Genomic DNA, 21122 nt, shown 5'->3' on the forward strand with positions numbered 1-21122 from the left:
CAGAGGGAGCCCTTCACGCCGCCGCCTCCGTCCGCTCGACGAGCGCGGTGGCGGGGTGCCCCGGCTCACCGGCCTGGAGGTAGCCGATCAGGACGTCCTCCAGTCCGGGCCGTTCGACGTGCCAGTCGCCGCGCGGCGGTCCGTGCCGCCGTATCAGGGCGGTCAGTTGTCTGCCGGCGGTACGGCTCCGCACGACGGTGTGCTGTCCGGCCAGGGTGTCGGCCTGGTCGGCGGGTCCGGTCAGTACGGCATGGCTTTCGCGCAACGTTTCGGCGTCCTCGCTCAGCTCGACTCGGCCGTCCCGCAGTACCAGCACCCAGTCGCAGGTCTCCTCGAGTTCGGGCAGGACGTGCGAGGACAGCACGATGTTCGTGGCGCGTTCGGCTGCCTCGGCCATCAGTTCTGCCATGATCTCGCCTCGTGCCACGGGGTCGAGGTCGGCCAACGGCTCGTCGAGCAGCAGGAGTTCGGGTCGCTTGCCCAGTGCCAGAGCGAGTGCGACGCGAGTGCGCCGGCCGGGGGACAGTTCGCCGACGCGGGCGTGGAGCGGGATGCCGCCCGCGCGGACGATCCGCTCGGCGGTCGTACGGCACCACGAGGAGTTCAGCTTCTCGCCCATCAGCAGGGTGTCGGCCACGGTGAAGCGGGGGTAGAGCGGCTTGTCCTGGGTCAGCAGCGCGACCCGGGCGCGAGCCTCCGGCGTGCCGGGTGCGGCGCCCAGCACGCGAAGTTCCCCGGAGCCGGGCCGCAGCAGGCCGCCGGCAAGGTGCAGCAGAGTGCTCTTGCCGGCGCCGTTGCGTCCGACGAGTGCGGTGATACGACCGCCGGGCACGGTGAACTCGCAGTCCCGCAGAGCCCGGCCGCCCCGCCTGCGGTACCGGAATCCCAGTCCCGTGGCGCACAGCGCGGCCGACGCGTCAGGCCCGGTCATGCATCCTCCTCCTTCTTCCGGTCCCGGTCGCCCGGGATTCCGCTGTTCTGCTCGTTGTCGTAGGCGTCCAGGACCGCTGTGACCAGGGCGAGGACATCGGCCCGCTCCAGCCCCGCGGCCCGCGCGCGGGCCACCCAGTCGGTGACCTCCTGGCGCAGCGGGGAGTCGCCCTCCGATCCGGGCCGGGCGAGCGACCGCGTCACGAAGGTCCCGAGGCCACGGCGCAGTTCGACCAGACCGGCCTGTTCCATGTCGCGGTAGGCCCGCAGCACGGTGTTGGGGTTGATGGCGGTCGCCGCCACCACCTCCCTGGCCGTGGGCAGCTTGTCCCCGACCTGCAGGGTGCCCATCCGGAGCGCCCGTTCGGTCTGCTCGATGATCTGCACGTAGGCCGGTACGCCGCTGCCACGGTCGATCCGGTAGTCGATCACGTCGCCTTCCTAGATTCCACCATGCTTGTATTAATGAATTAATGGAAGCATGGTGGATGTCCGGTGGCGATGTCAAACACCTGGGGATCGGCGCTCCGCGGCTCCGGCGCGGAAGAGCGATCCGCGGACTTTCCGACAGCGGCCTGCCCCGGCCGCGTTGTTGGTTAGGGTGGCGAGCAGAGACTGATTCCGTTGTCCATGACCGGGGTGATGGACAGGCCGGCGAGCTCGCCAGGTCGGACACGACGGGGGGCTCGTAGGTGGGGAGTTGGCGCGCGCAGAAGCCCGGACGCGGTGGGCGGGTGACCGGCCGGCCGGCGCGCGCGGTGCTGCCCCCAACGCTGCGCGTGCGGCTCGGGGCGATTGCGGCCCTCGCCGCGCTGGTGGTCGTCGTGCTCGGGGTCCTGTACGCCGACGACAGCAGGCCCGGCAGGGTGGACGCGCGGATCGGGGCGGCGCTGGACGGAGTGGGGTCGCCCTGGAGGCATGTCGCTCTGGCCTTGGACTTCCTGGGGGAGCCCGGGGGATCGGTGCCGCTGGTTCTGGCCGTCGTGGCGGGCTGTCTGTTGCTACGGAGTCCTCGTGCCGCGGTGCTCGTCGTCGCCGGCGCCGGCGTCGCCGTGGGGACGGCGACGTTGCTCAAGTCCCTGGTGGGACGCACCATCCACGAGGGGAACCTGTCCTATCCGAGTGGGCACACCGCCTTCCTCACCGCGCTCGCCCTCGTGGTGGCGCTGCTCGCGACCGGCCGGCTCGGCCTCGGCAGGACGGCCGGCACGTCACTCGTGCTTGGCGCGGCGCTGGTTGCCGGTGCCGCCATGGGCTGGGCACAGGTCGCCCTGGGCGCGCACTACCCGACCGACGTCCTCGGCGGCTGGTGCACCGCGCTGGCGGTGATACCGGCGACCGCGTGGCTGGTCGACCGGACGGCCGACCGGAAGGCTGACCGGCCGGCCGACGGGAAGGCCGGCCCGAAGGCCGACGCCGGTCGGCGGGAGCGCCGCTGACGTCACGCGACGTCGGTTCACGCCAAGCGGCGGAATACGGGCTTCACCGGGCGTCCGCCCAGCCAGGGGGTGGGGTCGGCGGCGTCGAGTGCCTTCCGGTACACCGCACACGCCTGGGCCACCACCTCGACGGTGTGATCGATGTCGGCGTCGTCGAGCGCGCTGCTCACCACGAACGACGGGGCCAGCACCCCGCCCGCGAGGAGCCGGCGCAGGAACAGGGTGCGGTACTCCTGCGACGGCTGCAGGTTCTCGTCGAGGGTCGCGAAGACCAGGTTGCTGGCCCGGCCCCGGACGACGATGTGGTCGCCGACGCCCATGCCGGCCGCGGCGGCGCGGACACCGTCGGCCAACCGCTCGCCGAGGGTGTGCAGCCGCGCGGTGACGCCCTCTTCGACGTAGGTGGTGAGCACGGCCATCGCGGCTGCCAGGGAGTGCGTCTCCGCACCGTGCGTGGTCGACAGCAGGAACACCCGGTCGCCGGAGTGACGCAGCCCGCCCAGCTCCATCAGTTCGCGGCGCCCGGCCAGCGCGGAGACGGCGAATCCGTTGCCCAGCGCCTTGCCGAACGTGGAGAGGTCGGGGACGACGCCGTACAGGCCCTGGGCGCCCGCCTCGGACCAGCGGAAGCCGGTGATCATCTCGTCGAAGACCAGTACGCAGCCGTGCCGGTCGGCCAGCTCGCGCAGGCCGGCGAGGTAGCCCGGCGGGGGCTCGGTGTGGGTGGCGGGTTCGAGGATCAGGCAGGCGACCTCGTCCTGGTACCGGGTGAGCAGTTCCTCCGTGGCCGCCAGGTCCCCGTAGGGGAAGGACACGGTGAGTCCGGTGGTCGCCGCCGGGATGCCGGCGGACATCGGCGTGGTGCCGATGAACCAGTCGTCGACGGAGAAGAACGGATGGTCGGCGCAGATGGCCACCCGCGGGCGCCCGGTGGCGGCGCGGGCGAGGCGCACCGCGGCGGTGGTGGCGTCGGAGCCGTTCTTCGCGAACTTCACCATCTCGGCGGTCGGTACCGTGGCCAGGAAGCGCTCCGCGGCTTCGACCTCCACGATGGAGGGCCGGACGAAGTTGCCGCCGCGGTCGAGTTCCCGCCGCACCGCCTCGTTCACGCGTGGGTGGGCGTGGCCGAGGCTGACCGACCGCAGGCCGGAGCCGTACTCGATGTAGCGGTTGCCGTCGACGTCCCACACGTGGGCACCGCGGCCGTGGCTGATGACCGGGGCCAGGTTCTCGGGGTACTGGTCGTCGCCCTTGGCGTAGGTGTGCGCGCCCCCGGGGATCATGGCGTGCAGCCGTTCGTTCGCTTCTCGCGACCGGGGCAGGAGGAACTCTGCGGTGTCTTCGGTGTGCACGCAGACCTCAGCTTTCTCTGTGCTTCAGGACCTCGGCGAGGCTCGGCGCCTCCCGGTCCCGTTGGGACATCAGCGCGACCGGCAAGGGCCAGGGAATGGCGAGCTCCGGGTCGTCGAAGGCGATCGTCACGTCCTCGGCCGGATCGTGCGGGCGGTCGATCCGGTACGAGGTGTCGGCGGTTTCGGTCAGCGCCTGGAAGCCGTGCGCGCACCCCGCCGGGATGTACAGGGTCGCCTGTGTCTCGCCGGACAGCTCGAAGAAGGCCCGGTTGCGGTACGTCGGCGAGTCCGGCCGCAGGTCCACGACGACGTCGAATATCTGCCCGTACGAGCACCGCACCAGCTTGGCCTCGCCCGCGCCGGAGCGCAGGTGCAGGCCGCGCAGCACGCCCCGGACCGAGCGGGACACGCTGTCCTGGACGAAGGCGTCCGGGTCGAGGCCCACCGAGCGGACCACATCGGCGTCGAAGGTGCGGCAGAAGAAGCCGCGCTCGTCGGCGTACGGCGTCGGCTCGAACAGGTACGCGCCGGCGATCTCGGGGACTTCGGTCGCTTTCACGGAGCCTCCCGCAGGGCGTGGGCGTGGTGGTTCGCCGGGAACAGTGTCGTGGTCAAGGCGGTGAACTGCTGGGCGAGTTGCTGCGCGGCGGTCCGGTTTCGCTCGGTGAGGGTCTGCCGTAGCTCCGCCGCGTGCTTCTCCAGGTCCCGGAACTGTTCGAGCAGCCGGTCGGCGTCGACCTCGCGGGCCGGGTGGCAGTACGAGCCGAGGCCCATCCGGTCCATGAGCGCCTCGCTCTTCGCCGCATAGCAGAGGGCGAGCACGGGCGTTCCGGCCTTCAGCGCGGAGATCAGGTTGTGGTAGCGGACGGCCACCACGGTGTCGGCGGCCGCCATCTCGTTCATCAGGTCGGCCAGTGAGGCCGGTTCGGCCGCGGTGACCAGCGGCGAGTCGACCGCGTCGAGGATCGCGGCGACCACCGACTCGTCGCACGTGTCGCCGGTGAGCAGCCGGACCGGCCTGCCCTCCTCGACCAGCGTGCGGACGAACTTGATCGTCCCGTCGAGGTAGCGCCGGTATATCTCCTCGGCCCGGGCCCGGTCGTCGTTGCCGCCGTGGAAGTCCATGACGCCGAGGCAGACCGTGCCCGACCGGCCCGAGGAAGGTCTCGCCTTCGGCGTCGGCAGGGAGAACGCGAGGTCCGGGTAGACCTCGTCGCGCGAGGTGTCCACGCCCGTCGCCCGCATCGCGTCGCGGGACTGGGCGTCCCGGTAGGACCGGTACGCGGCCAGCCGTGCCGACCAGCGCACCAGAGCCCGGGTCGGGCGGCTCTGGATCTCGGCGGCGCCGACGCTCACCAGCGCGACCCGCGTGCGCGTCAGTCGGCCGCTCGCGCAGAGCAGGAACAGTGAGTACGGGAAGCCCCACGGCCGTAGCGGCAGGGTGGCCTCCAGGACGCCCATGCCGGGCACGATCACCACGTCGTGCCGGCGCACCCAGGCGGCGGTGCGGTAGACGTCGACGAGTTTGCCCAGGCCCTTCGACGCGATCGCGCCCGCACGGGACGCGGTCCGGTACTCCGCGCGGTTCCAGTGCAGCCGTGTCGCGGGGATCCCGAACTTCGCCGTCACCGTCTCGGGTCCGCCGCACAGCGCGTCCACGGCCGCGTCCGGATGTTCGGCGCGGAGGTATCCGAGTACGGCTTCCAGCGATCCGTCGTTGCCGAGGTTGCCGGAGCCGAGCAGGCCGAACAGCCCTACGCGCACCGGAGTTTCGTGCGTCGGCGTCATGCCTGCCTCCCTTCACGCCCGGCGACGAGGGCGTCGACGGAGACGGTCAGCCTGGCCGGATCGACCGGGGCGCGGTCCTCGACCCGCTCGCCGGCCCCCGGCCGGACCCGGCTGGTCATCCACGCGGCCATGTGGCGATAGCAGGCACGCCGGTCCGCCGGGGACAGCGGCGCCCGCCGGATCGCCGATGCGAAGCCCCAGACGTACTCGGCGAGCAGCCGGGGCGTCGGGTGCAGCAGGCCCGCCCGGCGCGGGTCCAGGTTGACGCACCGGGAGCGCTTGGACGGGTTGGCCCGCTCGGCGCGGGTGGGGTGGTCGCGGCGGAAGTACAGGAGTTCCGGCACCTGGTGGAAGCGCCCGTGCAGGGCGATCTCGGCGACGAACGTGCGGTCCGCGTGGTGGTAGCTGTCCATCGGCTTCACCCGGCGTAGCGCGTCGGCCCGGATCACCCCGTAGAAGTCGTCTCCGCCGGGCTCGAACAGCATGCTGCGGAACCGCTCCGGTGCGTGCGGCGAGTCGGTGGCGAGGGTGTACTCGTAGGGGACCTTCACCTGGCCGTCGCCGTCGATGACCGCCTGGTCGGCGTGGGCGAGGATCACGTCCGGCCGTTCGTCCAGCGCCTGAATGCAGCGCCGCAGCAGGTCGCGGGCGTAGAGGTCGTCGTGGGAGGCCCACTTGAACAGTTCGCCGCGGCACTCGGCGAAGACCCGGTTGTGGTTCGGGGTGGCGCCGATGTTCCGGGGCAGGCGGAGGTACCGGATGCGTGAGTCCTGCGCGGCGTACTTGCGGCAGATGTCCTCGGTCCCGTCGGCGGAGGCGTTGTCCGAGATGACCAGCTCGAAGTCCTCGTAGGTCTGGCCGAGGAGGGCGTCGAGCGACTCGGCCAGGTACTCCTCGCCGTTGTAGACGGGCAGGCCGATGGTCAGCCTGGGTTGGGCGGTCATGAGGTCCTCACTTCGGGGATGGGGTGGTGGCGCTCGCGCAGGGCGGTCCGCAGGTGCAGCCACCACACGGCCGAGCCGCCGACGGTCGCGGCGGCGACGCCCCAGGCCGAGCCGACCGTGCCGGCGAGGGCCGCCCCGCCGAGCCCGCCGCCGACATAGCAGGCGGAGGCGAAGAGCTGGGAGCGCAGGCTGCGCCGGGCGGCGCCGAGCGCGCGCAGCCCGGCCGCCGCGCCGGTGCCGAGGCCGGCGCCCGCGACGCCGAGGGTGATCATCACGATGAGCTGCGAGGAGGAGTGCCAGACGTCGCCGAGGACGAACTCGCCGAGCCGGTCCGGTACCAGCAGCAGCGCCCCGCCCCAGAGCAGCGCGCCGACGGCCTGCCCGCTGCCGAGGAGGAGGCAGAACGCGCCGAGGCGGTGCGGGGCCCGCCGCAGCACGCGTGCCGCCTCCGGGACGGTGACCAGCGAAAGGCCCATCAGTACGGCGAGGAACGGGCCGAGCAGCAGCTCGGCGCCCCGCACCGCACCCACCGCGCCGAGCCCGACGATCGCGCCTAGCCCGTACGCCCGAAGCTGGCTCGCGCCGCTGAGGCAGGTGTTCTCGACCAGGTAGCGGTAGCCGAGATCGCGCTGTCCGCGAAGCCAGCCGCGGGCCTCGGTCACCCGGGGCCGGATGCCGGACTGGACGCAGCCGTAGCCCGCGGCCACCGTGGCGGACGCGCCCCAGGCGAGCACGAAGGCGGCCACGCTGCCCACGTGGGCAGCCACGACCATGGCGGGGACGAGCGCGACGCCCCACACCACGTCGTTGACGAACGCCTTCCGTCCGGTGCCGGCGGCGAAGAACGAGTACCGCCAGGCGTCCTGCAGCAGCAGCCCCGGCAGCATGACGCCGAGGCAGACGAACGCGGGACCCACGCGGCCGCCGAGGGCCGGCCCGGCCACCAGACATCCCGCGCCGATGACTGCGCCGACGCCGAGCGCGGTACCCGACGCCCGGGCCACCGCCCCGCGCCAGGAGGCCTCCGGCACGCCGCTGAAGCGCACCACGAGCGGATCGGTGGCCAGCCCGCGGGAGACGTTGAGCACCACGCCGTAGGTCACCCAGGCCAGGCTGAACACGCCGAACGCGGTCACCCCCAGCGAGCGGGCCACGTAGATGCCCACCGCGAAGTTGGAGATGCTGGAGGCGGCCTGGTCGGCCAGTCCCCAGGACAGCCGGCCGACCAGGGCCCGCTTGGCGGATCCGGCCGGTGGCGCCGTCGTCTGCGGATTCTCCTTCTCGGTGGTCATCGGCGTCACGCCTTGATCAGTTCGGCGCCGCACAGGGCGTCGGCCGCGGCGGCGACGGTGTCGAACGGCAGCCCGGACCGCTCGGCGACGTCCAGCAGGGTGTGCTCGCCGTCGGAGAGGTTGAGCACCCAGAGCATGGCCATCTGGGCCTGCTTGGTGTCGCTGCGGCCGCCGAGCGCGTCGTACAGGCCGCGCCGGCCCAGTTGCGGTTCGCCGTAGGGGCTGAGGTTGAGGTACCGCCGGTTGCGATCGAGGACGGTGAACGCCTCGCGGCAGACGGCGAGGGTGTCCGCCATCGCCGCCGGGGAGACGAAGTCCAGGTTGTCCGCCGAGGTGTGGTACTCGGGGTAGCCGGCGTACGGGGTCCGGGTGAGCGAGCCCACGCCCAGGTTGAAACCGGGCGAGCAGAACTGCCGTTCGTCGTAGCCGTACGGCGTGAACCCGGTGATGCGGTGCGGCCGTTCGGAGGCGGTCAGCACATGCCGCAGCACCCGGTCGATCTCGGCGTCGCCACGTCTGCTCTGTTTGTACGTCAACCGGCCCGGGTCCCCGGCACAGGCCAGCACCAGCCCGTGTTTGACCTGTTCCACCCGCTCCGCGTTGCGGGCCAGCCAGGTGATCGCACCGATGGTGCCGGGCGCGTAGATGAACCGGTAGGTGTAGTACGGCGTCTCCTGCGCCAGCGCGCGGGCCAGGAACGTCGCCACCGCGATGCCGGCCAGGTTGTCGTTGGCCAGCGACGGGTGGCAGACATGGCAGGAGACGATCACCTCGTCGGCGACCTGCCCGGGGACCACGTGTTCGGCATAGGTGAGGTGGCCGTCGGCGAGTGTGGAGTCGATGCGCACCTCGTACTCGCCGTCCGGCAGCGCGTCCAGGGTCTCCTGGGCCAGGCAGAACCCCCACTCCGGCTTGTAGTAGCTGGTGCGGTACGGCACCCAGGACGGACGGTCCGGCAGGGTGTGCAGGTGTCCGCGCAGCTCGGCCAGCGGCATGGTCGCCGACACCGGCACGCTGTAGCCGAGCACATGCAGGCTGGACGCGGCGAAGTCGACGACCCGGTTGCCCGCGGAGTCGGCGATGTACGCGTCCCGGATGTTCCACTCCTGCGGCACCGTCCAGTCGAGCACCTGAGTCCCGGTCGGCACCTCGTGCACCTGCAGCGGGACGTACTCGCCGACGATCTCCAAAGTGGCGCGCACCCCGTCGCCGGTGATGCTCCGGCACAGCGGGTACAACCGCTCCACCAGCGCGTACATCTCTTCGCCCGCCGTGGTCACCGGCGCCACCGCAGGGTGTCGTCGACGGCGCCGGCTTCGGACGCCGCGCGCAGCACGGCCAGCCGGGTGAAGCGTCGCTCGAAGTCCTCCTGGGTCAGTGCGTGTTTCCGGTAGGCGTCGGCGAGTTCGAGCGCGCCCTGCTGCACCGTCCACTCGCAGTCGAAGCCGGGGATCGCCGTGCGGAACCGGGAGAAGTCCACCCGGTACGACCGCGGATCGGCACCGTTCTCCCCGGTGATCACCACCTTCGCGCCGGACACCGCCTCGGCGACCTGCTCGGCGATCTCGGCGACCGTGACGTTGTTGATCTCGCTGCCGATGTTGAACGCCCGGTCGTGCACCGCTTCCCGCGGCGCGACCAGCGCGGCCGCGAAGGCCCGTGCGATGTCGGCGGCGTGCACCAGCGGACGCCAGGGGGTGCCGTCGGAGAGCACCAACACCTCGCCGGACAGGAGCGCGTGGCCCACCAGGTTGTTCAGCACGATGTCGGCGCGCAGCCGGGGCGAGTATCCGAAAGCGGTGGCGTTGCGCATGAACACCGGGGTGAAGTCGCCGTCGGCCAGCGCGTGCAGGTCGTCCTCCACCCGCACCTTCGACTCCGCGTACGGCGTCACCGGGCGCAGCGGGGCGTCCTCGGCCACCAGTTCGTCGCCGCCGGCGGCGCCGTAGACCGAGCACGTCGACGCGTACAGGAAGCGCCGTACTCCGGCGTCGCGGGCCAGCCGGGCGAGACGGACGGACGCGTGGTGGTTGATGTCGTAGGTGAGTTCCGGCGCCAGCGAACCGAGCGGGTCGTTGGACAGCGCGGCCAGGTGGATCACGGCGTCCACCCCGGCCACGTGGTCGGCCGTGACGTCGCGCAGGTCCACCCGGTGCCCGGGCGGGTCCGCGGGCTGCGGGCCCAGCACGCAGTCTGCGAACAGGCCGGCGTCGAGGCCGACGACCTCGTGCCCGGCGGCCGCGAGGACGGGGGCCATCACGGTGCCCAGGTAGCCCTGGTGTCCGGTGAGCAGTACGCGCAAGGTTCATTCCCCCAGGTCGAGAGTGAGTTTGGTGACGGCGAACGCCTCGGCGTAGCGCGCGTGGCATTCGATGCCGCGGATCCGTGCGAGGCCGAGGAAGGCCTCCCGGTCGTACCAGGGCCGGTGGCGCTGCGAGGGGTAGTGCTCCTGCAGCAGCCGCACCTTCCGTTCGGCGATCTCCGGCGACAGCGGCTGGTAGGCCGCCGGACGGCCCAGATCGCCGTCCCACTTGACGATCTCGTAGCCGAGGACCAGGTGGTCGCGGAACGCGGTGGGCAGCAGCTGCGCCAGGCCGCGGTGATCCTGGTGCGCGTCATCGGTACGCGGCGCGAGCACCAGATCCGGATCGGTCCGCTCGCGCAGCTCCTCGACCGCGGCCTTCGCCTCGTCCCAGTACGCGGGCAGCCGGCCGTCCGGCAGCTTGAGCACGGTCAGCCGCAGGTCGGCACCCGGGCAGAAGGCGGCGAGCGCGGCCTGCTCCTCCCGCTCCCGCTCGCTGCCACCGCCGGAGAGCACCAGCGCGTCGACGCGGATACCCGGCCGTGCGAGGCACAGCGTCAGCAGTGTGCCGCCGGCGCCGATGGCGATGTCGTCGCAGTGCGCGCCCACCGCGACGATCCGGTCCAGGGGCCCGGCCCCGAGCCGGATCACGCTCGCGCCCCGGCGCCGGCTCCCACGCCGTCCTGTTCCCACACGGCCCACGGGCGCTCGCCCCGGGCGTAGGCGTCGTCGAGCGCGGCCCGCTCCTTCACGGTGTCGGTCGGCTTCCAGAAGCCACGGTGCTGATGTGCCACCAGCCGCCCGCGCTTGGCCAGTTGGGCACATCCGTCGGCGACCAGGTCCCCGTTCTCCGGTATGTGGTCGAAGATCTCCTGGCGGAGCACGAAGTAGCCGCCGTTCTCCCACAGCGGCAGTTCGCTCACCGCGGTGATGCCCCCCACCAGGCCGTCCTCGCCCAGCTCCACGCAGTGGAACGACGACTGCGGCGGCACCACCATCATCGACGCCCCGGCGTCACGCCGGGCGAACCGGTCGATCATCTCCGGCAGCGGGGCGTCGGTGAGCACGTCGGCGTAGTTGGCGAGGAACATCTCGTCGCCGTCCAGGTGGTGCCGTACCCGGCGCAGCCGCTCCCCGATCGGTGACTCGATGCCGGTCTGCGCGAACGTGATCGTCCAGTCGGCGATGTCGGTGGACAGCAGCTCGGTCCGCCCGCCCCGCAGCACGAAGTCGTTGGACGTCGTCTCCTCGTAGTTGAGGAAGAAGTTCTTGATGTGGTGAGCCCCGTACCCGAGACACAGGATGAACTCCGTGTGCCCGAAGTGCGCGTAGTAGCGCATGACGTGCCAGATCAGCGGGCGCGGGCCGACCATCGCCATGGGCTTGGGGACGTCGTCGGAGGCACCGCTGCGCATCCGCATCCCGTAACCGCCGCAGAACAGAACGACCTTCATGACCCCACCTCGACGATGCTCAGTTCCGGGACGGGGAAGACCAGCCGGCCGCCCCAGTCGTGCACGAAGGACAACTGCTCGACCAGCTCGGCCCGGAGGTTCCAGGGCAGGACGAGGACGTAGTCCGGTCTGTCGGCGGCTATCTGCTCGGGCGGCAGGATCGGGATGCGGGTGCCCGGGGTGAACCTGCCGTGCTTGTAGGGGTTGCGGTCGACCGTGTACGGGAGCAGGTCGGGCCGGATGCCGCAGTGGTTGAGCAGGGTGTTGCCCTTGCCCGGGGCGCCGTAGCCGACGACCGTCTCGCCGCGCTCGGCCGCCTCGATGAGGAACCGCAGCAGGTCCCGGCGCACCTTGGCCACCCGGGCGGAGAACTCGGTGTACCCGGACAGCTCCTGCAGCCCGGCGGCCTTCTCCCGGTCCAGCACCTCGGCCACCTTTCCCCAAGCTCTCGGCTCCGCTCGAGCAGGGGATACCCCATCGGACGGCTCCCCGGCCACCTCGGCCGGCCGGGCCCACAGCCGGATGGAGCCGCCGTGCGTGGGCAGCAGCTCGACGTCCACGAGCGCGAGTCCGCCGCTCGCCAGCGCCCGGATCGCGGACGCGACCGTGTAGTACTGGAAGTGCTCGTGGTAGATCGTGTCGTACTGGTTCTCCTCGATCAGGGTCAGCAGGTGCTGCACCTCGATGGAGACCCAGCCGTCGTCGGCGACCAGGGCGCGCAGCCCCTGCGTGAACCCGACCACGTCGGGGATGTGCGCGTACACGTTGTTGGCCACGACCAGGTCCGCCGGTCCGTGCTCGGCACGGACGTCGCCGCCGGTGGCCGGGTCCAGGAACGCCGTCAGCGTGGGCACACCCGCGTCCCGCGCCGCGGCGCCGACGTTCACCGAGGGCTCGATGCCCAGGCAGCGGATCCCCCGATCCACCACGTGCTTCAGCAGATACCCGTCGTTGCTCGCGACCTCCACCACGAAGGAGTCGCCGCCGAGACCCAGCCGCGTCGCGGCGCTGTCGACGAAGGCGCGCGCGTGCTCCACCCAGGAGGTCGAGAAGGAGGAGAAGTACGCGTACTCGCTGAACGTCTCCTCCGGCGTGATCAGCGGCGGGATCTGCGCGAGCCAGCAGTCGGTGCAGACCCGCAGGTGCAGCGGGTACGCCGGCTCCGGCCGATCCAGTTGGTCCGCGGCGAGAAAGCTCTCACAGGGTGGCGTCGCCCCAAGATCGACGACGCTGGCCATCGCTTCCGAGCCGCAGAGTCGGCATCGTGTCATCTACTGCCCCCATCCCCCCTGCTCGCGCGGGTGTCCCCGCCGCGAGCCAGTACTGACCGTCCCGCGATCGCGGTGCGGTACCCCTCCACCAGGCGCTCCAGCCCGACGGCCGGGCTGAAGTCCTGCTCGTACCGGCGCCGGGCCGCCTGTCCCATCTCCCGGTTGCGGTCCGGATCGGCCGTGATCCGGCGCAGACAGGACGCGAGCGAGCCGGGATCGCCCGGCAGGTGCCGCAGCCCGGTCACCCCGTCCTCGACGAGTTCCACGAAGGCCCCGTGACCGGCGGCGACGGCCGGGACCCCCGCCGCCATCGCCTCCACGACCACCAGGCCGAACGCCTCCAGCCAGGTGGAGGGAGCCACCACGGCCACCGACCGTGCGACGGCCCGCCGGCACTCCTCCTGGTCGTACAGGCCGACGTAGCGCACGTCGTCCCGGCCCGCGGCCCAGGCGGCCACGTCCGGCTCCAGGGGCCCCGTGCCGGCGATCATGAGCGGCACACCGATCCCGCCGCCGGAGGCGATCTCGTCCCATGCAGTCATGAGCAGCCGTACGCCCTTGGCCTCCGCGAGCCGGCCGAGATAGAGCAGATGCTCGCCGGCGCCCGCCCGGACGACACCCGGTTCGGGCACGAAGTTGTGCTTCACCGCCAGGAGTTCGGCCGGCATGCCGGCCCCCACCAGGACCTCGCGCTGCGCCGCCGAGATGCAGAAGAAGCGCTCCACGCCGGACCACCACCGCCGCCGGTTGGCCGACAGGCTGACCGCGAGCGGCACGGTCGCCAGCCGGGAGCCGCGGTAGCAGCCGTGCCGGACCGCGGGCAGCGGCGTGGAGCCGACGCACTCGGTGCACGGCCGGCCGTCCCGCTGCAATGTGCCGGGCGGGCAGACCTGGGTGTAGTTGTGCAGGGTGGCGACGGCGGGCACGCCCGCGTCGGCGCAGGCGGCCAGCACCGCGGGCGACAGCAGCGGGAACACGTTGTGGACGTGCACCACGTCCGGCCGCTCGGCGCGGAGCTTCGCCGCGAGCTCCCTGCGGACCGCCCGGTTCCACGGCACCCGCAACGGCAGCGCGGCCTTGGCCGGCAGGGACAGGGCGCCGATGTCGTCGCTGCGCCGCTCGAACAGCTCGACCCGGTGGCCGGCCCCGCGCAGCAGCGCCACCTCCTGGTCGACGACCTTGTTCTCCCCGCTCGGCTGCGCCGAGGCGTAGCGGTTGTGCACCACGAGGACCTGCATGCTCAGCCCACCTCCGTTCTCTGGGCCCAGCGCGGGACGCGCCGTCGGGGGACTTCGGGTGCCGGGAAGGGAGCGGCCGGCGCGGGCGTCGCCAGCAGCGAGGCGGCCACGGCCAGATGCAGCAGATACGGGGAGGCGTCGCCCAGCCCGGCCTCGGTGTACGACGCGATCGCGCAGTAGCTGATCAGGAAGATCGCGCAGGCGCGCGAGAGCGACGGCGGCCGCAGCAGCGCGACGCCGCCCAGCACGACGATGAACGCCGCCACCAGACCGACGCCGATCACACCCTGCTCGTTGTAGACGGCCAGCCAGCTGTTGTCGATCGGCAGCCCGTCGAACGACTTGTCGCCCAGGCCCACGCCGAACAGGTACTCGGTGGTCGTCCGGGGTGCGGTCAGCAGAGCGTGCCAGACCTTGGCCCGGCCGGTGAGGCTGGAGAAGTTCTCCTGGCTCTGCCCGCGCAGGAACCACGTCTGCAGCGCGGAGGCGAACCCCACCGCTGCCACCGCGGCGATCGCCACCGCCCGGGTGAAGAACCGGCGGGCGGCGCCGCTGGTCAGCATGAGCGAGCCGATCGCCAGCGCCAGCCCGAGGAGCAGGCCGAGCGTGGCCGTGCGGGTGTGGGTCAGGGCGAGCAGGACGAGCGACGGCACGATGACCACCGCCGCGCTGGTCCCGTCGGTCCGGCGGTCGAGCAGGAGCAGCACGGTCAGCCCGATGATCACCGCCGCGTACTGTCCGATCTGCGGCGGGGTCAGCGGCCAGAGCGCGCCGACCAGCCGCCCGCCGTAGAGGTCGGGCAGGGCCGCGCCCGGTGAGGCGACCAGACCTGCGGCCACCGTCCCGAGCACCGCCAGGTACATCCGGATGTGATGCCGGACGAACGTAGTGCCGCCGTCCCACCAGCGGCTCAGCAGCCACAGCGTGCCGACGAACAGGGTCAGCCGGAAGCAGCGGAACAGAGCCCCGAACCCCGACTCCAGGTGCGAGCTGGAGATCACGCTCATCACCAGCAGCAGGGTGAGCAGGAACAGGTAGGCGCTGGCCCGCAGGCGCAGCCGGAGGTTGACCGCGAGCGCCAGGGCGAACGCGGTGACCAGCGCGCCCATCGTGACCATCTGGATGAGGGAGCGGGGGAGCGGGACGATGGTCTTCGCCCCGGCGGAGCCGAGCGTGTTGAGGACCAGCAGCCCCCAGACCGTCCCGACGATCTTCGGCGTGTGGTTCGCGCTCATCTCAATCACCGTCCGGTGCGCGGAAGGTGCTGCCCGCGTCCTGCTGGTACGGCATGCCCTGCCACTGCCCGTAGTCGAGGATCCGGCTCGGGTCGTGGGCGATGAACTTCCATGGTCCGACGTAGACGTTGTCGTGCCAGCGGTTGTGCTGCTTGAGGGTGATCGCCTCGGCCACCCGCTCGCCCTGGTACGGCGACCAGTCCGGATAGGTGCCGTAGTTGGCCAGCACCGCCATGCGGTCGCACTTCACCGTGCAGTCGACGACGGACTTGTCCAGCACGAAGCGGTTGTTGTGGATGTCCACCCGCTGGGTCCGCCACCGGCAGTCGGCGTAGAGCGGTGCGCTGGCGATCGCCGGCCGTGCGCAGCGCTTGGTGTTCTTCACCAGCAAAGTGCAGTCACCGGAGGAGGTGTTGGCCGGGCTGTTGCAGAACCGGTCGGCGTTCTCCCACAGGGTGATCCCGGACCAGTTGTTCTCCAGCACGTTCCGGTAGATCTCGATCTTGTCCGTGCGGGCCCGGATCCGCGGCTCGCCGCCGGACTCGGACAGGTAGACGGTCGCGAACGGGAAGCTGTCGCCCCGGTCGGCGTACCTGCGGCCCTCGACCCAGTTGTTCCGCCGGATCGTGTTCTTCCGGATGACCGCGTTGTAGCTGGTCTCGTAGATCAGCGCGGCACCGTCGTTGGCCTCGAGCAGGTTGTCCTCGATGCGGAAGTCGTTGTTGTTGGTGTCCGCCCACAACCCTGTTCCGCGGTTGTCGTGCACCCAGTTGCCACGTACGTCGGCGCCGTCGACGGCCCAGAACTTGACGCCCCCGGTGCAGCCGCAGCCCGGCCGCCGCCGCTCCCAGTCGTCCTTGTTGTTGCCCACGATCTCGTTGCCCTCGACCACCAGGCCGCTGATCCGGCCGGTGGCCTTGTAGGCGTTCATGCCGTACTGGCCGTTGCCGCGCAGACAGCTGGCGCGGACCTGCTGGCGGGCACCGGCCATCAGCCCGGCGCCGGAGTTGTTCTGGATCGTCGCGTGCTCTATCACCCACCCGTCGGCCGAGTCATGGTTGACCACGCCCTCGTTCTGCGGCGCGACGAAACCCTGGACGGTCAGGTAGCGGATGGTGACGTTGCGGGCGGTGCCGCCGAACGCGTACTGGTTGGTCTTCCGGCCGTCGAGCACCGCGCCCGGCGCGCCGAGGTAGCTGTCCCCTTCCTTGGGGATGACCTGGGCGTAGCGGTTCGGCTCGAGCCTGTGCCTGCCCGGTCGGAGCCAGAACGTGGTGTGCGGAGGGCTGTTCCTGGTCTTCGCAGCGAGGTCACCGGCCACCGCGGGATCGACGGTCACCGCGCCGGCCGGCGCCTTCGCCGGCCCGGCCGCGGGCTCGGCGCACATCCGGGCCAGGGGTGTGGACCGCACAGCGGTCGGCTTCGGCCGTGCGCTCGCCGTGTTCTCACAGCCGGTCGCCGCCAGCAGGACCAGCACCATCGGTGCCGCCGGCCACGCCCAGTGCCGCCGCCTGATTCCCGGGCGTCCTCCGCCCGGGGGCTGCCGAGGGATCTCCGCGGCGTCGCGACGTCCGGCACGTTCCCCCACTGCCGCAAGGGCGTTGCGCCGGCTGCGGTCATCGGCCTCCCTCAAGCTCTCGGCCTCCCCCGAGCTCGCGGCTTCGCTCGGGCAGGGGGGACCCCCGTCGCGGCGGGCGCTCCTGCTTCCACGGAGATCCACCAGAGCCCCCTAGCCGCGGAACCTGAGCACGGTGGTGAACTCCTCCGTGCCGTCGGCGAAGCCGGTGCCGACCAGCGTGGTGGCGGGTTCCTTGCGTCCGAAGCCGGCGGAGTACCAGCCCAGTGGCGGGTCGCTCTCGCCGCGATGCGCCCGCCAGCTCAGCTGCCCGGGCAGGTCGAGCGCCGCGGAGCGGTCGTCGCCGTCCCGGGTCCAGCTGAGCTGTGCCCGGTTCCCCACCAGGTCCGCGGCGATCGCCGGGCCGAGGTGGAACGCCAGCTGCACGGCCCGGCGCGGGCCGCGCACCTCGTCGACCACCGTCAGCTCCTGGCTCGCGGCCGTCAGTTCCACCCGGCGGCGGTGCACGGAGTGCTGGTAACCGTCGTGCTCGGCGCACCAACGGGCCGTTCCTCCGTCGGAGGCGCCGGAAGTGTCCGCGACCAGGACGCGGGTGCGGGCATGCCGGGTCCACAGGAACGGGCCGCCGGAGACGGACTGGTCACCGCCGTCCAGTTGCAGGGTGTTGTGGCCGAGGGTCGACCGGAAGTACTGCCGCCACTCGGGCTGCCCGTGGTAGCAGAACGTCCCCGGGTCGGCGAGCACGTCGACCCCGTCGTGCCGGACCTCCACCGACAGCGCGTCCGCGTGAGCATGCGCGGCGATGGACAGGAACCCGTGCGGACCGCCGTCGCAGCGGCACCAGATCTCCGCCGGACCACGCAGGATGGTCATGCCCGCGTCGGCGAAATGGTCCGGTCGGCCTGCCGGACGGGACACCGCCGGTGCCGTGGGCCGGATGAGCGCGGCCAGCAGCGGCGTGCGCACATCGGTGCCGGTCACCTCCGGCCACCAGCCGAGCCGGCCGAACACGGCGTCCCCGGTGGCCAGCAGCGAGGCCCAGCGGTCGGTGCCCGCGCCGTCCACGACCAGACCGTGTCCGTCGTCCGCGTCCCCCTGGCGCGGCGGCCGTAGCCGGCCGTCCACGACGGCCGCGAGCGCGTCGGTCATCCGCAGCAGCACCAGCCGGATCGACGCGGGAACCGGCACGCCCGCGGCATCCGCCTCGGCCACCGCGGCGAGGCCCAGCTCCAGCACGAGGCCGTGATACTCGGTGGCCAGCTCGCGGTTGAGACCGGACTCGAAGGTGTTGTCGCGCAGATGCCGCTCCAGCGACTTGAGCGCGTCGGCTCGCAGGCGCGCCGAGGAGGGGAACCATGCGAACGCGCAGGCCGCGGCGAACTGCCCGGCGGCCTCGGCGATGATGTGGTTGTTCGCCGAGGACCCCCGGCTGGGGAAGGCGGCCAGCCAGCGCTGGTGGTGCCAGATCTGGCGGTGTGCCACAGGGTTTTCCTCGAACAGCGCGGCCGCGCCCGGCCAGCCGTCGAGCAGCCGGCGGATCCACACCCAGGACAGCAGCCGGATCCCCAGCTCGATGCCGCTGGTCCAGTGCACTCCGCGCAGCGGCGCGTTGCCCGCCCACCACGACCGCAGGTGCTCGGCCACCCGCTCGGCGTACCGCACGTCCCCGGTGATCGCGTAGGCGGCGGCGAGCCGGGTGAGGTACTGATGCCGGGACAGCTCCCAGATCTGCTTGATGTCCCCGACCGCGTCCTCGTTCCGGTACGGCACGTCGAAGGCGTAGCCCCACGGAGCCCGGCGCCCGGTCTTCGGGTCGTACCACCAGTCCGGGTCGGCCAGGTCGTCGCGGTCCACCCCGAAGTACCCGGCGTGCCCGGCCATCAGCCGGTCCGCCTCGGCGATGAGGCGTTTCGCGGCGTCCGGCGGCACGGCGGCGATCGTCCCTGCGGGCAGTACGGCGGTGAACCGGGCGCCGGTCACGCTCGGGCAGTCCGGCCGCACCGACCGCCACCGCCGCCTGCGCACCGCGTCGCCGACCCGGCCGCCGACCTCCCGCGGCCCCATCCGGGACAGCCGCCGCAGGTACCAGCCCGGGCTCATGGTCACAGCGCCCTCGCCAGCGTCACCGGCGCGCCGCCGGCCAGACCGGCCTGCACGGCGAGGGTCGCAGCCGTGGTGGCGACCAGCGACTCCAGCGGCACCGGCATCGGGCCGCCGGTCCGCACGGCCTTGATGAACGCGGCCAGTTCGGCGGACTGGCCCTTGTCCCGGGCCTTGGGCAGCCGCGAACTGACCCACCGCTTGCGGGCGTGCACCGAGGCACGGACGAAGTCGTCCAGCCGCAGCACCTTGCCGTCCGCGACAAGGTCCAGCGTCTCCTTGGGGAAGCCGGGCGCGCCGGTGGTGACGTAGCTGATGGTGGCGGTGGACCCGTCCGGGTAGCGCAGCACGGCCTGCAGATCCTCGTTGCCCGACGTGGCGACCGCGTACACCGAGACCGGATCGGCATCGAGCAGCCAGCCGGCCGTGTCGATGAAGTGACCGCCCTCGCCGGCGAACCGCGAGCCCTCGGTGCCCTGTTGGAGGTACCAGCTGCCGTGCGCCAGCCGGCCCGCGTTGACCAGGTAGCGCAGGCTCGCCGGACCGGTCCGGGCGCCGAACTGCTTCCTGGCCTCCTGCAGCAGCGGGGCGAACCGGCGGTTGAAGCCCACCTGCAGCCGGTCGTTGCCGGACTCCTCCACCGCCGCGAGCACGCCGGCCAGCTCGTCCTCGGTGAGCGCCAGCGGCTTCTCCACGAACACCGTCTTGCCGGCCAGCAGCGCCTTTCGGGTCAGTTCGGCGTGCGAGCTGTGCCGGGTGACCACGAACACCGCGTCGATGGTCTTGTCGCCGAGCACGGCGTCGAGATCGGTGGTCGCCTCGGCGAAGCCGAACTTCCGCTGCGCGTTGGCCGCGGACAGCGCCGTCGTGGTGACGACCGTCGACAGCTCGACGCCGTCGCGCTGTGCCAGGTGCGGCAGCAGCATCGACGTCGCGTAGTTCCCCGCCCCGACGAACGCCAGCCGCACCGGCGTCCTGGCGGCCCGGACCGGGGTGGACGCTCCGCCGCTGTGTCGCTTCACCGCGGGCACGGCCACCGCCGGAGGCTCCGCCTCGGCCGCGTGTTCGGGGTACCGGAACAGCACGGCCACGGCCTTCAGGTCGCCGTCCTTCAGACGCCGGTACGTCTCGACGGCGTCGTCGAAGTCGGCGATGTGGGAGACCAGGGGGTCCACGTCGACGCCGCCGCGGGCGACGAGGTCGAGGAAGCAGGCCAGGTTGCGGCGCTCGGTCCAGCGGACGTAGCCGATCGGGTAGTCCCGCCCCTCCAGCTCGTACTCCGGGTCGTAGCGCCCGGGGCCGTAACTGCGGGAGAACCGGACGTCGAGCTCCTTCTCGTAGTACGCGTTCCACGGCAGGTCCAGGCGGCACTTGCCGATGTCGACGACGCGGCCCCGGTCCCGGCAGAGCCGGGCGGCCAGCTCGACGGGCTGGTTGCTGCCGCCGCCGGCGGCCAGGTACACCTGGTCTACACCGTGGCCGCCGGTGAGTTCGGCGACGGCGGTCTCCACGGCAGCGGAGGAGGGATCGCCGCAGGCCGCCGCGCCCAGGCGCTCGGCCAGCTCGCAGCGCACCGGGTCGGGGTCGGCCCCGACGACCCGGACTCCCGAGGCGGCCAGCAGCTGCACCACCAGCTGCCCGATCAGCCCGAGGCCGATGACCAGCGCCACTTCGCCGAGCTGCGGCTCGCCCTGGCGGACGCCCTGCAACGCGATCGACCCGACGGTGCCGAAGGCCGCGTGCCGCGGCGCGAGGCCGTCCGGCACGGGGGCGTAGAGGTTCTTCGGTACCCAGTTCAGCTCGGCGTGCAGGGCGTGCTCGTTGCCCGCGCAGGCCACGAGGTCGCCGGCCTTCACGTCGTCGATCCCGGCGCCGACCTGCTCGACCACCCCGCACAGCGAGTAGCCCAGCGGCGTGTAGGAGTCCAGCTTGCCCATCACCTTGCGGTAGGTGGCGGGCACCCCGTTGGTGGCCACGCTCTGCATGACCTTGGCCACCTGGTCCGGCCGGGAGCGGGCCTTGCCCAGCATCGACATGCCGGCCTCGGACACCTTCATGAGCTCGGTCCCGGTGGATATCAGCGAGTAGGCGCTGCGGACCAGCACACCGCCCGGCTTGCACCCCGGTACCGGCACGTCGAGCACCGCCAGCTCGCCGCTCTTGTAGTTCTGCACAACCTGCTTCAACGAAGTCCCCTTGTT

18 protein-coding genes are annotated in these 21122 nt (G+C 72.1%); 1 reads left to right on the top strand and 17 read right to left on the bottom strand.

The genetic code is table 11. The annotated features are described in order from the left end of the window. Window positions 1-13: 13 nt before the first annotated feature. On the bottom strand, window positions 14-931 hold the full coding sequence (locus AC07DS_RS42450) for an ATP-binding cassette domain-containing protein (protein ID WP_479154082.1): 918 nt from the start codon (window positions 929-931) through the stop codon (window positions 14-16). Continuing rightward, entirely contained in the window at window positions 928-1362 is a 435-nt protein-coding gene (locus AC07DS_RS42455; RefSeq protein ID WP_479154083.1) for a GntR family transcriptional regulator, read from the bottom strand. Before AC07DS_RS42455 ends, AC07DS_RS42450 begins: the two co-directional genes overlap by 4 nt. Before the next feature lie 302 nt (window positions 1363-1664). Between AC07DS_RS42455 and AC07DS_RS42460 the strand changes: the two genes are divergently transcribed. After that, the gene (locus AC07DS_RS42460) at window positions 1665-2369 is read left to right on the top strand and encodes a phosphatase PAP2 family protein (RefSeq protein ID WP_479154084.1); all 705 of its coding nucleotides are present in this window, start codon (window positions 1665-1667) and stop codon (window positions 2367-2369) included. 17 nt (window positions 2370-2386) lie between these two features. On the opposite strand, the gene AC07DS_RS42465 is transcribed toward AC07DS_RS42460, so the two are convergent. The 15 genes from AC07DS_RS42465 to AC07DS_RS42535 all read right to left on the bottom strand — a co-directional run bounded on the left by AC07DS_RS42465 (window position 2387) and on the right by AC07DS_RS42535 (window position 21107). Continuing rightward, a complete protein-coding gene (locus AC07DS_RS42465; protein WP_479154085.1) occupies window positions 2387-3721 on the bottom strand; it encodes a glutamate-1-semialdehyde 2,1-aminomutase in 1335 nt (444 codons plus the stop codon). 7 nt (window positions 3722-3728) lie between these two features. Beyond that, entirely contained in the window at window positions 3729-4280 is a 552-nt protein-coding gene (rfbC, locus tag AC07DS_RS42470; RefSeq protein WP_479154086.1) for a dTDP-4-dehydrorhamnose 3,5-epimerase, read from the bottom strand. Continuing rightward, window positions 4277-5509, bottom strand: coding sequence for a polysaccharide pyruvyl transferase family protein (locus AC07DS_RS42475; protein WP_479154087.1), 1233 nt, complete (start codon window positions 5507-5509; stop codon window positions 4277-4279). Before AC07DS_RS42475 ends, rfbC begins: the two co-directional genes overlap by 4 nt. Continuing rightward, the gene (locus AC07DS_RS42480; protein ID WP_479154088.1) at window positions 5506-6453 is read right to left on the bottom strand and encodes a glycosyltransferase family 2 protein; all 948 of its coding nucleotides are present in this window, start codon (window positions 6451-6453) and stop codon (window positions 5506-5508) included. The genes AC07DS_RS42475 and AC07DS_RS42480 overlap by 4 nt, the downstream gene beginning before the upstream one ends. Continuing rightward, the gene (locus tag AC07DS_RS42485; RefSeq protein WP_479154089.1) at window positions 6450-7745 is read right to left on the bottom strand and encodes a hypothetical protein; all 1296 of its coding nucleotides are present in this window, start codon (window positions 7743-7745) and stop codon (window positions 6450-6452) included. The genes AC07DS_RS42480 and AC07DS_RS42485 overlap by 4 nt, the downstream gene beginning before the upstream one ends. Before the next feature lie 5 nt (window positions 7746-7750). Further along, window positions 7751-9034: a DUF4910 domain-containing protein gene (locus AC07DS_RS42490; protein ID WP_479154090.1), complete on the bottom strand. Its 1284-nt coding sequence runs from the start codon at window positions 9032-9034 to the stop codon at window positions 7751-7753. Beyond that, entirely contained in the window at window positions 9022-10047 is a 1026-nt protein-coding gene (locus AC07DS_RS42495) for an NAD-dependent epimerase/dehydratase family protein (RefSeq protein ID WP_479154091.1), read from the bottom strand. Before AC07DS_RS42495 ends, AC07DS_RS42490 begins: the two co-directional genes overlap by 13 nt. A 3-nt stretch (window positions 10048-10050) precedes the next feature. Beyond that, window positions 10051-10698 carry a PIG-L deacetylase family protein gene (locus AC07DS_RS42500; RefSeq protein ID WP_479154092.1) on the bottom strand — a complete coding sequence of 216 codons (648 nt, stop codon included), beginning with the start codon at window positions 10696-10698 and terminating at the stop codon, window positions 10051-10053. Further along, window positions 10695-11501, bottom strand: coding sequence for a sugar phosphate nucleotidyltransferase (locus tag AC07DS_RS42505; RefSeq protein WP_479154093.1), 807 nt, complete (start codon window positions 11499-11501; stop codon window positions 10695-10697). The genes AC07DS_RS42500 and AC07DS_RS42505 overlap by 4 nt, the downstream gene beginning before the upstream one ends. Continuing rightward, on the bottom strand, window positions 11498-12772 hold the full coding sequence (locus AC07DS_RS42510) for a class I SAM-dependent methyltransferase (protein ID WP_479154094.1): 1275 nt from the start codon (window positions 12770-12772) through the stop codon (window positions 11498-11500). The genes AC07DS_RS42505 and AC07DS_RS42510 overlap by 4 nt, the downstream gene beginning before the upstream one ends. Then, window positions 12769-14010 carry a glycosyltransferase gene (locus AC07DS_RS42515; RefSeq protein ID WP_479154095.1) on the bottom strand — a complete coding sequence of 414 codons (1242 nt, stop codon included), beginning with the start codon at window positions 14008-14010 and terminating at the stop codon, window positions 12769-12771. Before AC07DS_RS42515 ends, AC07DS_RS42510 begins: the two co-directional genes overlap by 4 nt. A 2-nt stretch (window positions 14011-14012) precedes the next feature. Continuing rightward, entirely contained in the window at window positions 14013-15245 is a 1233-nt protein-coding gene (locus tag AC07DS_RS42520; protein WP_479154096.1) for an O-antigen ligase domain-containing protein, read from the bottom strand. Window position 15246: 1 nt separating this feature from the next. After that, window positions 15247-16725 carry a right-handed parallel beta-helix repeat-containing protein gene (locus AC07DS_RS42525; RefSeq protein ID WP_479154097.1) on the bottom strand — a complete coding sequence of 493 codons (1479 nt, stop codon included), beginning with the start codon at window positions 16723-16725 and terminating at the stop codon, window positions 15247-15249. A gap of 249 nt (window positions 16726-16974) precedes the next feature. Continuing rightward, complete coding sequence (locus AC07DS_RS42530; RefSeq protein WP_479154098.1) at window positions 16975-18921, bottom strand: heparinase II/III family protein; 1947 nt, start codon at window positions 18919-18921, stop codon at window positions 16975-16977. Window positions 18922-18923: 2 nt separating this feature from the next. Further along, window positions 18924-21107, bottom strand: a complete 2184-nt coding sequence (locus AC07DS_RS42535) for a bi-domain-containing oxidoreductase (protein ID WP_479154099.1) — start codon at window positions 21105-21107, stop codon at window positions 18924-18926. Between the last annotated feature and the right edge of the window lie 15 nt (window positions 21108-21122).

Source organism: Streptomyces sp. NPDC044064 (assembly GCF_056434245.1).